The organism is Rahnella aquatilis CIP 78.65 = ATCC 33071 (assembly GCF_000241955.1).
GTDB lineage: Bacteria > Pseudomonadota > Gammaproteobacteria > Enterobacterales > Enterobacteriaceae > Rahnella > Rahnella aquatilis.
The window spans coordinates 4,621,441-4,635,162 of record NC_016818.1 but is presented as its reverse complement, the minus strand read 5'-3'; the positions used below and the strand labels follow the sequence as shown (position 1 = coordinate 4,635,162).

General features: G+C 54.6%; 13 protein-coding genes. 10 read left to right on the top strand and 3 right to left on the bottom strand.

Annotated elements, in window-relative coordinates; translation table 11 throughout:
* Positions 1 to 65: 65 nt before the first annotated feature.
* From dapF to uvrD, 5 genes are all read left to right on the top strand, one after another.
* Complete coding sequence (gene dapF / locus RAHAQ2_RS20970) at positions 66 to 890, top strand: diaminopimelate epimerase (protein WP_015699128.1); 825 nt, start codon at positions 66 to 68, stop codon at positions 888 to 890.
* The gene (locus RAHAQ2_RS20965) at positions 887 to 1,591 is read left to right on the top strand and encodes a DUF484 domain-containing protein (protein WP_015699127.1); all 705 of its coding nucleotides are present in this window, start codon (positions 887 to 889) and stop codon (positions 1,589 to 1,591) included. Before dapF ends, RAHAQ2_RS20965 begins: the two co-directional genes overlap by 4 nt.
* Positions 1,588 to 2,499 carry a tyrosine recombinase XerC gene (gene xerC / locus RAHAQ2_RS20960; protein ID WP_015699126.1) on the top strand — a complete coding sequence of 304 codons (912 nt, stop codon included), beginning with the start codon at positions 1,588 to 1,590 and terminating at the stop codon, positions 2,497 to 2,499. Before RAHAQ2_RS20965 ends, xerC begins: the two co-directional genes overlap by 4 nt.
* Complete coding sequence (gene yigB, locus RAHAQ2_RS20955; RefSeq protein WP_015699125.1) at positions 2,499 to 3,215, top strand: 5-amino-6-(5-phospho-D-ribitylamino)uracil phosphatase YigB; 717 nt, start codon at positions 2,499 to 2,501, stop codon at positions 3,213 to 3,215. Before xerC ends, yigB begins: the two co-directional genes overlap by 1 nt.
* 97 nt (positions 3,216 to 3,312) lie before the next feature.
* On the top strand, positions 3,313 to 5,475 hold the full coding sequence (uvrD, locus tag RAHAQ2_RS20950; protein WP_015699124.1) for a DNA helicase II: 2,163 nt from the start codon (positions 3,313 to 3,315) through the stop codon (positions 5,473 to 5,475).
* Between the two features lie 142 nt (positions 5,476 to 5,617).
* Here the strand turns inward: uvrD and RAHAQ2_RS20945 are convergent, their stop codons facing one another.
* Complete coding sequence (locus RAHAQ2_RS20945) at positions 5,618 to 6,094, bottom strand: WbuC family cupin fold metalloprotein (RefSeq protein WP_015699123.1); 477 nt, start codon at positions 6,092 to 6,094, stop codon at positions 5,618 to 5,620.
* 420 nt (positions 6,095 to 6,514) lie between these two features.
* Between RAHAQ2_RS20945 and corA the strand changes: the two genes are divergently transcribed.
* A complete protein-coding gene (corA, locus tag RAHAQ2_RS20940) occupies positions 6,515 to 7,465 on the top strand; it encodes a magnesium/cobalt transporter CorA (protein ID WP_015699122.1) in 951 nt (316 codons plus the stop codon).
* Between the two features lie 21 nt (positions 7,466 to 7,486).
* Entirely contained in the window at positions 7,487 to 8,530 is a 1,044-nt protein-coding gene (locus RAHAQ2_RS20935) for an AbrB family transcriptional regulator (protein ID WP_420802821.1), read from the top strand.
* Here RAHAQ2_RS20935 and rarD read toward each other — a convergent pair.
* Complete coding sequence (gene rarD / locus RAHAQ2_RS20930) at positions 8,504 to 9,409, bottom strand: EamA family transporter RarD (protein ID WP_015699120.1); 906 nt, start codon at positions 9,407 to 9,409, stop codon at positions 8,504 to 8,506. The genes RAHAQ2_RS20935 and rarD overlap by 27 nt on opposite strands.
* A gap of 48 nt (positions 9,410 to 9,457) precedes the next feature.
* Positions 9,458 to 9,940, bottom strand: coding sequence for a thioesterase family protein (locus tag RAHAQ2_RS20925; protein WP_015699119.1), 483 nt, complete (start codon positions 9,938 to 9,940; stop codon positions 9,458 to 9,460).
* 254 nt (positions 9,941 to 10,194) lie between these two features.
* Between RAHAQ2_RS20925 and pldA the strand changes: the two genes are divergently transcribed.
* The 3 genes from pldA to rhtC all read left to right on the top strand — a co-directional run bounded on the left by pldA (position 10,195) and on the right by rhtC (position 13,691).
* Positions 10,195 to 11,073 carry a phospholipase A gene (gene pldA / locus RAHAQ2_RS20920; protein WP_015699118.1) on the top strand — a complete coding sequence of 293 codons (879 nt, stop codon included), beginning with the start codon at positions 10,195 to 10,197 and terminating at the stop codon, positions 11,071 to 11,073.
* A 130-nt stretch (positions 11,074 to 11,203) separates the two neighbouring features.
* Positions 11,204 to 13,036, top strand: coding sequence for an ATP-dependent DNA helicase RecQ (gene recQ, locus RAHAQ2_RS20915; protein WP_015699117.1), 1,833 nt, complete (start codon positions 11,204 to 11,206; stop codon positions 13,034 to 13,036).
* A gap of 37 nt (positions 13,037 to 13,073) precedes the next feature.
* Complete coding sequence (gene rhtC / locus RAHAQ2_RS20910) at positions 13,074 to 13,691, top strand: threonine export protein RhtC (protein WP_015699116.1); 618 nt, start codon at positions 13,074 to 13,076, stop codon at positions 13,689 to 13,691.
* Positions 13,692 to 13,722 lie beyond the last annotated feature (31 nt).

Below are 13,722 nucleotides of genomic sequence, written 5' to 3'. Positions count from 1 at the left end.
TGCCGGAACCCTCTCCTTAAAGGATCATCGCGACTGGATTTGACCAGCGGTAAACGGAGTCAGTTATGCAGTTCTCCAAAATGCACGGCCTGGGTAACGACTTTATGGTCGTTGATGCCGTCACTCAAAATGTCTATTTTTCTCCTGAGTTGATCCGTCGTTTGTCTGACCGTCACCGTGGTGTAGGTTTTGACCAGTTACTGGTGGTGGAACCGCCTTACGATCCCGAATTAGACTTCCATTACCGCATTTTTAACGCGGATGGCAGCGAAGTGGCACAGTGTGGCAATGGTGCGCGCTGTTTTGCCCGCTTTGTTCGTATCAAAGGTCTGACCAACAAACGCGATATTCGCGTCAGTACACAAACCGGTCGCATGGTGCTGACTGTCACCGAAGATGAAGAGGTGCAGGTCAACATGGGCGAGCCGGTTTTCGAGCCGCAGCAGGTGCCTTTCCGTGCAGCGAAACCGGAAAAGACCTATATTCTGCGTGCTGAAGAGCGCACAGTATTTTGCGGTGTGGTGTCGATGGGAAACCCGCACTGCGTATTACAGGTTGATGATGTGCTGACAGCGGAAGTCGAGGTTCTCGGGCCGATGCTGGAAAGCCACGAGCGTTTCCCCGAGCGCGTGAACGTTGGTTTCATGCAGATCCTCAGCCCGGAAAGCGTAAAATTGCGCGTGTACGAGCGGGGTGCCGGTGAAACACAGGCGTGCGGAAGCGGTGCCTGTGCCGCTGTGGCGGTCGGCATTCAGCAAGGTTTACTCGCAGAAGAAGTTCAGGTGGAACTGCCGGGAGGCAGCCTCGACATTCGCTGGAAAGGGCCGGGTTATCCGTTATATATGACCGGACCTGCCACTCATGTTTACGACGGATTTATTCATCTATGAACAATCTTGATGACCAGATTGAACCGGTGACAGCGCTCGACGACGACAGCGTGATGCAATACCTGCTGCAAAACCCGGATTTCTTTATTCGCAATGCGCGCAGCGTCGAACAAATGCACGTACCGCATCCGGTGAAAGGCAGTATTTCGCTGGTTGAATGGCAACTCGGACGTCAGCGTCATCAGATTGCTCAGCTTGAAGAAGAGATTACGTTGCTGATGGAGCAGGCTTCGGTCAACGAAGCATTGTTCGGGCGGATGATCGAACTCCAGGCCACGCTTGCGGCGGCCAGCAGTCTGCAGGATATGCTTAACCGTCTGCAACGCTGGGCGCGCAGTCTGGGGCTGGCAGGTGCCAATGTGCGCTTGTTCAGTGAAGGCTGGCGCATCGGCGCGCCATCAGATTTCACCCATCTCGCGTTAAGCCGCAGCGCATTTGAATCCATGCGCATCCAGCGTCTGGGTGAAACGCCGCATTATCTCGGCGGCCTGAACGGCCCGGAATTACTGCTGTTATTACCGCAGGCGAAAGCGGTGGGGTCCGTCGCACTGTCGCTGATGGGCGAACAGGGTGAGCTGGGCGTGCTGATTTTCAGCAGCCGTGATCCTCAGCATTATCAGCCCGGCATGGGCACGGTGTTACTCAACCAGCTGGCAAAAATGTTACCTGGCCTGCTGGAACGCTGGATCGAACGGGTATGAATCACACCGAATCGCCTCTTTATCCCGCAGTCGAGGCGTTTCTGCGTTACCTGCACGTCGAGCGTCAGCTCAGCCCGCTCACGACCACCAATTACAGCCGCCAGTTAGAAGCCCTGATCGCCATCTCCGCCGAGACAGGCATTTCTCACTGGCAGCAACTCGATGCGCCGAAAGTGCGGATGTTACTGGCGCGCAGCAAACGCGCCGGTTTAGGGCCGTCCAGTCTGGCGCTGCGGATGTCTTCGCTGCGCAGCTTTCTTGACTGGCTGGTGCGTCAGGGCGTATTAAGCGCCAATCCTGCCAAAGGCATTTCCACGCCGCGCTCACCCAAACATCTGCCAAAAAATCTTGATGTCGATGAAGTGAATAAACTGCTGGAAATTGATCTCAATGATCCGCTTTCGGTGCGTGACCGCGCCATGCTGGAAGTGATGTATGGCGGCGGCCTGCGTCTTTCGGAACTGGTGGGTATCGACTGCAAACATATTGATATGGCGTCCGGCGAAGTACGTGTGTTGGGTAAAGGCAGCAAAGAACGCAAAGTCCCGATCGGGCGAACTGCCGTCACCTGGCTTGGCCACTGGCTGGAACGCCGGGCAGATTTTAATCCGCAGGATGACGCGATGTTTTTGTCGAGCAAAGGCAACCGTATTTCTGCGCGTAACGTACAAAAACGGTTTGCTGAATGGGGCGTGAAGCAGGGCGTTAACAGCCATATTCATCCGCATAAACTACGCCATTCTTTTGCCACGCATGTGCTGGAATCCAGCGGGGATCTGCGCGCGGTACAGGAATTGCTGGGGCACGCAAATCTGTCCACCACCCAAATCTATACCCACCTCGACTTTCAACATCTGGCGACGGTTTACGACGCCGCGCATCCCCGCGCAAAACGAGGAAAATCCTGATGAAGTTCTATCGTCCGCTGAAACGCATTGAAGCGATCACCTTCGATTTAGACGACACGCTGTATGACAATTACGACGTTATCCGCCGTACCGATACCGAAACACTGAAATTCATGCAGGGTTTCCACCCGGCACTGGCGGATATGGCACCGGATGCTGTCCGCCTGATGCGCACAGAATTACTGGCGCAGGATGCGGAGATTTATCACGATGTCACCGAATGGCGCCGTCAGGCAGTTTTACTGGCAATGACCCGTGCCGGCCTGAGTCGCAGTGAGGCTGAACAGGGCACCAAAGCCACCATGGAAACCTTCGCGAAGTGGCGCAGCCGGATTTATGTTCCGCAGGAAAACCACGACGCGCTGGCGGCGCTGGCTGAGCGCTGGCCGCTGGTCGCTATCACCAACGGCAATGCCGATCCGCACGCCTGTGGTCTGGCACAATACTTCCAGTTTACATTGCGCGCGGGCGATCATGGCCGTGCAAAACCGTACGCCGACATGTATAAAAAAACGTCGATGAAGCTGGATATTCCGCTGGAAAACATTCTTCACGTCGGTGATGACCTGACGACAGACGTCGCGGGCTCAGTGCGTTGCGGTATGCAATCGTGCTGGATTAATTTGCGTGAAGGCAACCTGATACACATTAAGGATGCCCGTCTGTTGCCGCATATTGAGATTTCGCAGTTGGCATCGCTGACAGCATTGCTATAATCCCTTCTTAAATTACTCTGTATAAATTCACAGTAGAAATGCATTCGCGGCGATAATTTTCGCGGGAGTGCTTTTCTCATCCTGACAAACGGTGCCTATGGACGTTTCTGACCTGCTCGACAGCCTGAATGAAAAACAACGTGAAGCCGTGGCCGCGCCGCGCAGCAATCTGTTGGTACTGGCCGGGGCAGGCAGTGGCAAAACCCGCGTACTGGTTCACCGCATCGCGTGGCTGCTGGCGGTCGAAAAGTGCTCACCGTATTCCATTATGGCGGTCACCTTTACTAACAAAGCGGCGGCAGAAATGCGCCACCGTATCGACCAGCTGATTGGCACCAGTCAGGGCGGCATGTGGATTGGCACCTTCCACGGTCTCGCGCACCGTTTGCTGCGTGCGCACCATTTAGATGCCAACCTGCCGCAGGATTTCCAGATCCTAGACAGCGACGACCAGATACGTCTGATCAAGCGCCTGATCAAAGCGCTGAACATCGACGATAAACAATGGCCGCCGCGTCAGGCGATGTGGTACATCAACGGCAAAAAAGACGAAGGTCTGCGCCCGCAGCATGTCGAAACCTACAACAACCCGGTTGAAGCGACCTGGCTGCGCATTTATCAGGCCTATCAGGAAGCCTGTGACCGCGCCGGGCTGGTGGACTTTGCCGAGCTATTACTGCGCGCTCACGAACTCTGGCTGAACAAGCCGCATATCCTGCAACATTACCGCGAACGTTTTACCAACCTGATGGTGGACGAATTCCAGGACACCAACAGCATTCAGTACGCGTGGATCCGTCTGCTGGCGGGTGACAACAATAACGTGATGATCGTCGGCGACGATGACCAGTCGATCTACGGCTGGCGCGGTGCGCAGGTCGAAAACATCCAGCGTTTTCTGAAAGATTTCCCGAATGCGCAAACCATTCGTCTGGAACAGAACTACCGTTCGAGCAGCACCATTCTTAAAGCCGCCAACTCGCTGATTGAAAACAACAATGGTCGTATGGGGAAAAACCTGTGGACCGAGGACGGCGAAGGCGAACCGATTTCGCTGTATTGCGCATTTAACGAGCTGGATGAAGCGCGCTTTGTGGTTAACCGCATCAAAACCTGGCAGGACAACGGCGGTGCGCTGAAAGACTGCGCCATTCTTTACCGCAGCAACGCCCAGTCGCGTGTGCTGGAAGAAGCGTTATTGCAGATGGCGATGCCTTACCGCATTTACGGCGGGCAGCGGTTCTTCGACCGTCAGGAAATCAAAGATGCGCTGGCGTATCTGCGCCTGATGTCTAACCGTAATGATGATGCTGCATTTGAACGCGTAGTGAACACACCGACACGCGGCATTGGCGACCGCACGCTGGATGTGGTGCGCCAGACGGCGCGTGACCGCCAGATGACCATGTGGCAGGCCACGCGCGCGCTGTTGCAGGAAAAAGTGCTGGCAGGCCGTGCGGCGTCTTCACTGCAACGCTTCACCGAGCTGGTTGACGCACTGGCGCATGAAACGTCAGATATGCCGCTGCATGTGCAGACTGACCGGGTGATCAAAGATTCCGGCCTGTTCATCATGTATGAGCAGGAGAAAGGCGAAAAAGGTCAGGCTCGTATTGAAAACTTAGAGGAACTGGTGACGGCGACGCGTCAGTTCAGCTATCAGGATGAAGACGAAGATTTGATGCCGTTGCAGGCGTTTTTGTCCCATGCCGCGCTCGAAGCGGGCGAAGGGCAGGCGGACGCCAATCAGGATGCCACGCAGCTGATGACGCTGCACTCGGCGAAAGGACTGGAGTTCCCGCAGGTGTTTATCGTTGGCATGGAAGAAGGCATGTTCCCGAGCCAGATGTCGCTGGAAGAAGGCGGGCGTCTGGAAGAGGAACGCCGTCTGGCCTATGTCGGCGTCACCCGCGCCATGCAAAAACTGACCCTGACCTACGCGGAAACCCGTCGTTTATACGGCAAAGAAGTGTCTCACCGTCCGTCACGTTTTGTCGGCGAATTGCCGGAAGACTGTGTCGAAGAAGTCAGGATGCGCGCCAACGTATCACGCCCGATGAGCAACCGCAGCGTCGGCACGCCCACCAGCGTCAGCGACACCGGCTTCAAACTCGGCCAGCGCGTTATGCACCCTAAATTCGGCGAAGGCACCATCGTCAACATGGAAGGCAGCGGCGAACACAGCCGTCTGCAGGTGGCGTTTCCGGGGGAAGGGATTAAGTGGCTGGTCGCCGCCTACGCCCGTCTCGAAGCCGTCTGATTTTTAACTCCCTCCCCTGCGAAGGGGAGGGTTGGGGTGGGGTATTAAGGTCAAAAACCAACGTTTAAGCGCGCTTAATCTCCTGTTTTGTCTGTAAAACCCCCTCCCATCCTCCCCCTTCGCAGGGGGAGGAGCCGAAAGGTCAGAGGCTAAAAGTTTCACCCACTTCGGCTTTCGCATACCATTCCAGCGTTTCTTTTACGCCTTCTTCGCCTTCCGGCGGGGTGCCTGGCAAATAATCCTGTTCCTGCACCGGCTGATAAGCACCGTGTTTCACTTCAAAAATCACGCCACCTTCGTCGAGGGATAATACGCTGTGCCAGGTATTGGCCGGGATTTCCAGCAGAAGGGTTTCTGCGCCGAGCCACAGACGGTCGGTGACTTTACCGCTGTTATCGTAAATCAGTACCAGAAAGCGGCCACGCAGCGCGGTCAGCATTTCCCAGGTGTGCGGATGGCGGTGAATGCGCACATAAGTGCCGGGTTCCATGGCGATAGCCAGACGCTGTACGTCGTCCTCCGGTGCCGGATGCATATTCAGATTCTGGCGCAGTCGCGGCGAATGCGCCGCCTGGGTGATCAGGTCGCATAACGTATCTTGGTTAATCTGCTTAATCATTTTGGGTATCTGAAAAGTGAGAGGAGATCAGGATGTTGAGTGTAGCCAAAAAAGCCTCAGCCGATAAGCTGCAAAAGGTGAACAGGCCCGCCTGAATTTTATGCATAAATGTTGCCAGAATAGATTTGTTCGCGGTTGACAGTCTTTTTATTCCCGGCGTAACATGCGCGCACTATTATCAATGAGGAACTTCGCCTTGGACACACCCAGTAGATACTGGCTCAATAACCTGTTCATTAGGTACCACTTCTAAGGCCCTCCTCTTTGCTGATGGCCTTAGTGGTTGTCAGCGACCCCCGTTCTGTCGCTGTGAGTCAGATCTGAATTTGGTCTGAATTACGCCGGTGACACTTTTCACCCCGTGATTTTCTGTGCTTCAACGCGTTGTCCACTTTCTGTCATTCTTGGGAGAACGGGCACATGCTGAGTGCTTTTAAATTAGAAAACAGCCGCTTATCCCGTTTAGAGCTGGACGAGTCAGATGACCTCAAAACCTCATTGTGGGTGGATTTGGTCGAACCCGACGATCTGGAACGTGAGCGCGTTCAAAGCGAATTAGGGCAAAGCCTGGCGACACGTCCTGAACTGGACGACATCGAAGCTTCGGCACGTTTCTTTGAAGACGAAGACGGTCTGCACATTCACTCCTTCTTTTACTACGAAGATGCCGAAGATCATGCCGGTAACAGCACCGTGGCATTTACCGTGCGCGAAGGGCGTTTGTATACCCTGCGTGAGCGCGAATTACCGGCGTTTCGTCTCTACCGTATGCGCGCCCGCAACCAGACGCTGGTTGATGGCAACGCCTATGAACTGCTGCTGGATTTGTTCGAAACTAAAATCGAACAACTGGCGGATGAAATCGAAAATATCTACAGCGATCTGGAAAAACTCAGCCGCGTGATCATGGAAGGGCATCAGGGCGATGAATATGACGCCGCGCTTTCCACACTGGCAGAGCTGGAAGATATCGGCTGGAAAGTACGTTTGTGTCTGATGGATACCCAGCGCGCGCTGAATTTCCTGGTGCGTAAAGCCCGTTTACCTGCCGGTCAGCTGGAACAGGCGCGCGAAGTGTTACGCGATATCGAATCCCTGTTGCCGCACAACGAATCCCTGTTCCAGAAAGTGAACTTCCTGATGCAGGCGGCGATGGGCTTTATCAACATCGAACAGAACCGCATCATCAAGATCTTCTCGGTGGTTTCGGTGGTCTTCCTGCCACCCACGCTGGTGGCTTCCAGTTACGGGATGAACTTCGAATTCATGCCGGAACTGAAATGGTCATTTGGTTATCCGGGGGCGATTGCGCTGATGATCCTCGCCGGACTGGCACCTTACCTGTACTTCAAACGTAAAAACTGGTTATAACCGACCATGCTGATGGAAAGGATGGTTCCGGTGGGGCAGTGGTTTATCCTCGTCGTTTCCTCACTGCTTCTGGGCATTATTTTTCAAACCTTCCACGTTCCTGCTGCGCTTTTGCTCGGGCCGATGATTGTCGGCGTGGTCATGGGATTGACGGGGGCCAGCGTGCGTATTCATCCGCTGTTTTTCAAAATATCTCAGGGTATTTTGGGCTGTATGATCGCGCAAAGTCTGTCGCCTTCCATTCTGCCGCCGTTACTTAATGACTGGCCGCTGGTACTGATGGTGCTGGTAGCCACACTGCTCGCCAGCGGGCTTTCCGGCTGGCTGCTGGTGCGTTTTAGCCAGTTGCCCGGTCCGACCGGCGCGTGGGGTTCATCGCCTGGCGGTGCCAGTGCCATGGTCGCGATGGCCGGTGATTTCGGTGCGGATGTCCGTCTGGTCGCGTTCATGCAATATCTGCGCGTGTTGTTTGTTGCCACGGCTGCCGCATTTGTCGCCCGCATGGCGATGGGCGACAGCGCGTCGCTGGCGGCAGCGGTAGTCTGGTTCCCGCCGCTCACCTGGCGTTTCTTTGCCACGCTATTTCTGGCAGTGGCCGGTGTCTGGCTGGGGCCGCGCCTGCGTATCCCTTCCGGCGCGCTGCTGCTTCCGGCCATGGTCGGCGCGGTTTTGCATTCCACCGGAACGGTCGCGTTAGAAGTGCCGGAATGGCTGCTGGCGATGGCGTACACGCTGATTGGCTGGAGTGTCGGGCTGCGCTTCACGTCTCCGATTTTCAAACTGGCTTTGCGTACGCTGCCTCAGATGATTGCCTCAATTATCGGGCTGATGCTGATTTGCGGGGGAATGGCGTGGGTGCTGACCAAACTTCTGCACGTCGATATGCTGACGGCTTATCTGGCCACCAGCCCGGGCGGGCTGGACACCGTGGCGATTATTGCGGCGGGCAGTCATGCGGATTTAGGTTTTGTGATGGCGATGCAGACATTGCGTCTGATCACCATCCTGGTAACCGGCCCCGCGATGGCGCGCTTTATCTCACGCAGCGCGTCTTCCTCGTCTTAAACGCCCCTGTGTATAGAGCGCATCGCTGATAAAGCACAGCAAACCCACCCAGATAAAGCCGAAGGTGATAAGTTGTGAGGCGTTGACGGTTTCACCGTAAAACACCACGGCCAGCAGGAACATCAGCGTTGGGCCGAGATACTGGAAAAAGCCCAGCGTGGACAGCTTCAGCCGGGCAGCAGCGGCGGTAAAGAACAGTAGCGGAATGGTGGTAATAATCCCGGCCGCCATCAGCAGCAGATCCAGAGACCACGGATTCGCGGCCAGATTGCTGGTCGGGCTGCGGGCAATAAAGAACAGATAAATCCCGGCGACCGGCAGCAGCCAGAGGGTTTCAATCAGCATCCCGGTTTGCGAATCCACGCCAATTTTTTTACGCAGCAGGCCGTAAAAGGCGAACGTCAGGGACAGCCCGATGGCGATGACCGGCACGGAACCAAATACCCAGACCTGTACCAGTACCCCGGCGAAAGCCAGCGCCACGGCAAACCATTGCAAACTTCGGAATCTTTCACGCAAAAACAGCATGCCGAGCACCACATTTACCAGCGGATTGATAAAGTAGCCAAGGCTCGCTTCCAGAATGTGATTATGATTAATCGCCCAGATGAAAATCAGCCAGTTCCCACCGACAAGCAGGGCGGTAATCAGTAACATGCCGACTTTCTTAGGTTGTGTGAATACCTGACAGACATCTCCCCAGCTGCGGCTGACGGACAGCAGTACTAACATGAAGAAGAATGACCAGATCACCCGGTGAGTGAGAATTTCATCCGCCGGCACCTGTTTGATGAGTTTGAAATACGCCGGCGCGATCCCCCAGATCAGATAGGCGATAAAGGCAAAAATAACACCTTGCCGGGTACGTTGTGCGTCCATGTGGATACCTGAAAAAAGAGTAACAAAAGAAGCGGAGTTTACCTGAACTCAGCCCACCATATACGTCGCCGTGGTGGTCGCAATGTGAATTCCCGTGTCGTTGTGCAAATCCACGCGCGCCACGGAGACTTTATTCCCGGCACGGATCAGGCTGGCCGAGGCAATAAAATACTCGCCACGGCCCGGACGCAGGTAATCAACGCGTAAATCGATGGTGCCCATTCTGGATAAACGCTGACGCATTTCGGCTTCCAGCAGCGGGTGATCAGGTTTGTCACGGCGGATCAGTGAACTGGTCACACAAACCAGACCGGCGGCGACATCCAGCACCGCAGCAATCACGCCGCCGTGTAAAATTTTTTGCGCCGCGTTACCCACCAGCCGGGTCTGATTGGTGAATTTGAGCTCAGCATAATCGCAGTCGAGGCGTTTCAGCTCGAGGCCCAGTTCACGGTTAAACGGCATATCATAAACGAAGATATTGCCGATCAGTTGCAGGGCAGCCTCGTGGCTGAGAGATGAAGCAGACATGAATGAATTCCTGACGAAAACGAGTGGACAGTATGTTCGCCGAAAAAGTTAACGAAGTGTTGATTTTAGGTGCGGGCAAGCAGGATTTCTACACAGCGAAGGATAAATGTATTCAGTACTCATGTAGAAATGTATTTGTGTGTAAAATGCCCTGCTTTGAGATTTGCGGATTTTAGTCAGCGCAGGGTTGGCCGGGCAGACGGCATATTTTCAAAAATAATTAATCGATAACTTTAGGGTGAGGGTAAGGAATAATGCGTAAAAATTGGGCTGTCGGAGCCGCCATGCTGGCGATGCCAATACTGGGACATGCCGCAGAGGCCACTGTGCAGGAAGTGCATGATAAACCTGCGGTACGCGGGAGTATTATTGCGAATATGTTGCAGGAGCACGACAACCCGTTCACGTTATATCCTTACGAACCGAACTACCTGATTTATACTGATACCAGCAATATCAACAAGAAAGCCATTCAGTCATACGACTGGGCGGATAAAGCACGTCATGATGAAGTCGAGTTCCAGCTCAGCCTGGCGTTCCCGTTATGGCGTGGCCTGGCCGGAGATAACTCGGTGCTCGGCGCGTCTTACACGCAAAAATCATTCTGGCAGCTTTCCAACAGCGGACAGTCTTCACCATTTCGTGAGACCAACTACGAGCCACAACTTTTCCTGGCCTGGGCGACGGATTATGATTTCCTCGGCTGGACGTTACGCGAAGCGGAATATGGCGTCAGCCACCAGTCTAACGGCCGTTCCGATCCGACATCCCGTAGCTGGAACCGGGTGTATGCCCGTTTCATGGCGCAACATGGCAACTGGCAGGTTGATCTCAAACCCTGGTATCGCATTCCTGAAAGCGATGAAAATGACGACAACCCGGACATCACCAAGTACATGGGCTATTACCGTCTGAAAGTCGGTTATGCGTGGGGTGACAGCGTGTTCAGCGTGGAAAGTCGTTACAACTGGAATACCGGTTACGGCGGTGCGACCACCGGCTGGAGCTATCCGATTTCTAAACAGGTTCGCTTCTATACTCAGGTATTCAGTGGTTACGGCGAGTCATTGATCGACTATAACCATAAGCAGACCCGTATCGGTGTAGGTATTATGCTTAACGACATCATGTAATTGCGCCATACTTCGGGTTGCACTTGCGTTGGCTGCATCCGTAATTATGCAGAGTATAGTCGATGTCGATGCAGTACAGCCCCGGCGGCTTTCGGGTTTAGCCGGGTGGTTTGAACAGTTGGGGAATTGAGTGTCTACGGCGGCAGTGATAAACAAAGAAGAGCTGGCTCATCAGGTATTACGCGATACCTTCGGTTATCAGCAATTCAGACCAGGCCAGCAAACTATCATCAATACCGCCATTTCTGGCCGGGATTGTCTGGTAGTGATGCCAACAGGCGGCGGTAAATCGCTGTGCTATCAAATTCCCGCGCTGGTGATGGACGGCCTGACGCTGGTCGTTTCACCGCTCATCTCGCTGATGAAAGATCAGGTGGATCAACTGATGGCGGCGGGTGTGGAAGCCGGTTGCCTGAACTCAACGCAAACCCGTGAGCAACAGCTTGACGTCATGGCCGGTTGTCGCGCGGGACGTATCAAAATGCTGTATATCGCGCCGGAACGTCTGATGATGGGCGATTTTCTCGAACAACTGCAACAGTGGAATCCGGCGATGCTTGCCGTCGATGAAGCCCACTGTATTTCTCAATGGGGCCACGATTTCCGCCCGGAATATCGCGCGCTCGGCCAGTTGAAACTGCGTTATCCGCAACTGCCGGTGATCGCCCTGACTGCGACCGCCGACGAAGCCACCCGTAATGACATTGTCCGCCTGCTGGAGCTGAACGACCCGCTGATTCAGGTCAGCAGTTTTGATCGCCCGAATATCCGCTACACGCTGGTGGAAAAATTTAAACCGCTCGATCAGCTGATCCGCTTCGTGCAGGATCAGCGCGGCAAAAGCGGCATTATTTACTGTAACAGCCGTGCCAAAGTGGAAGACACTGCTGCCCGCCTGCAAAGTCGCGGGCTGAGCGTCGGCGCGTATCACGCCGGGCTGGATAACGACACCCGTGCCCGCGTGCAGGAAGGTTTCCAGCGTGACGACCTGCAAATTGTGGTCGCCACCGTGGCCTTCGGGATGGGCATCAACAAACCTAACGTGCGTTTTGTGGTGCACTTCGACATTCCGCGGACCATCGAGTCTTATTATCAGGAAACGGGCCGGGCAGGGCGTGACGGCCTGCCTGCCGAAGCGGTACTGCTTTACGATCCGGCCGATATGGCGTGGCTGCGCCGCTGTCTGGAAGAGAAACCGGCGGGCGCGCAACAGGATGTTGAACGCCACAAACTGAATGCCATGAATGCCTTTGCGGAAGCGCAAACCTGCCGCCGTCTGGTGCTGCTCAATTACTTCGGTGAAGGTAAACAGAACGCCTGCGGTAACTGTGACGTCTGCCTTGACCCGCCAAAACGCTACGATGGCTTACTGGATGCGCAAAAGGCGCTGTCAGTGGTCGCGCGCGTCGGGCAACGCTTTGGCTTAGGCTATGTCGTTGAAGTGCTGCGCGGTTCCAACAACCAGCGTATCCGCGAATACGGCCACGACAAGCTGACTGTATACGGCATCGGCAAAGAACACAGCAATGAACACTGGACCAGCGTGGTGCGTCAGCTGATCCATCTCGGGCTGATTACACAAAATATTGCCATGCACTCGGCGTTACAACTCACGGAATCGGCGCGCCCGGTATTGCGTGGTGAAATCCCGTTACAACTGGCAGTGCCGCGTATTCAGACGCTGAAGATTAAAAGCAGTGCCAGCCAGAAAACGTACGGCGGGAATTACGATCGCAAGCTGTTCGCCAAATTGCGCAAATTGCGTAAGTCACTGGCGGATGACAACAATGTGCCGCCGTATGTCGTATTTAACGACACCACGTTGCTGGAAATGGCTGAACATCTGCCCGTCAGCGCCAGCGATTTGCTGGACATCACCGGCGTTGGTCAGCGTAAGCTGGAGAAATTCGGCCGGCCATTTATGGCGATGATCCGCGATCACATCGATAACGGCGACGAATAAGAATTTTGTTTCCTACACATAACACAGAGAGTTAATCATGCTGATGCTATTCCTGACGGTGGCGATGGTTCATTTGATCGCGCTGATGAGTCCGGGGCCGGACTTCTTCTTTGTCTCACAGACCGCCGCCAGCCGGTCGCGGAAAGAAGCCATGATGGGTGTGATTGGTATTACGCTGGGTGTACTGGTGTGGGCAGCCGTTGCGCTGATGGGGTTACATTTGATTCTGCAGAAAATGGCGTGGCTGCATCAGATTATCACCATCGGTGGCGGATTGTATCTGTGCTGGATGGGCTGGCAGTTGATGAAATCAGCGCGGGCTAAAAAGCTGAATGGCGATGAAACACCGGTGGCACTGCCTGCCCGTGGCCGCACCTTTATGCGCGGGCTGCTGACCAATCTTTCTAACCCGAAAGCCGTGATTTACTTCGGCAGCGTGTTCTCGATGTTCGTGGGCGACAGCGTCAGCGGTGGCGAACGTCTGGGCATATTCCTGCTGATTGTCGTTGAAACCCTGGCCTGGTTCTCATTAGTGGCGCTGGTCTTCGCGCTGCCAAAAATGCGCCGCGGTTATCAGCGTTTAGCGAAATGGATTGATGGCGTGGCGGGTGTAGTGTTTGCAGGCTTTGGTGTTGCTTTAATCATCAACCGCTGAGCGAAGTAGCCCGTTAATAAAAAAGGGTCCG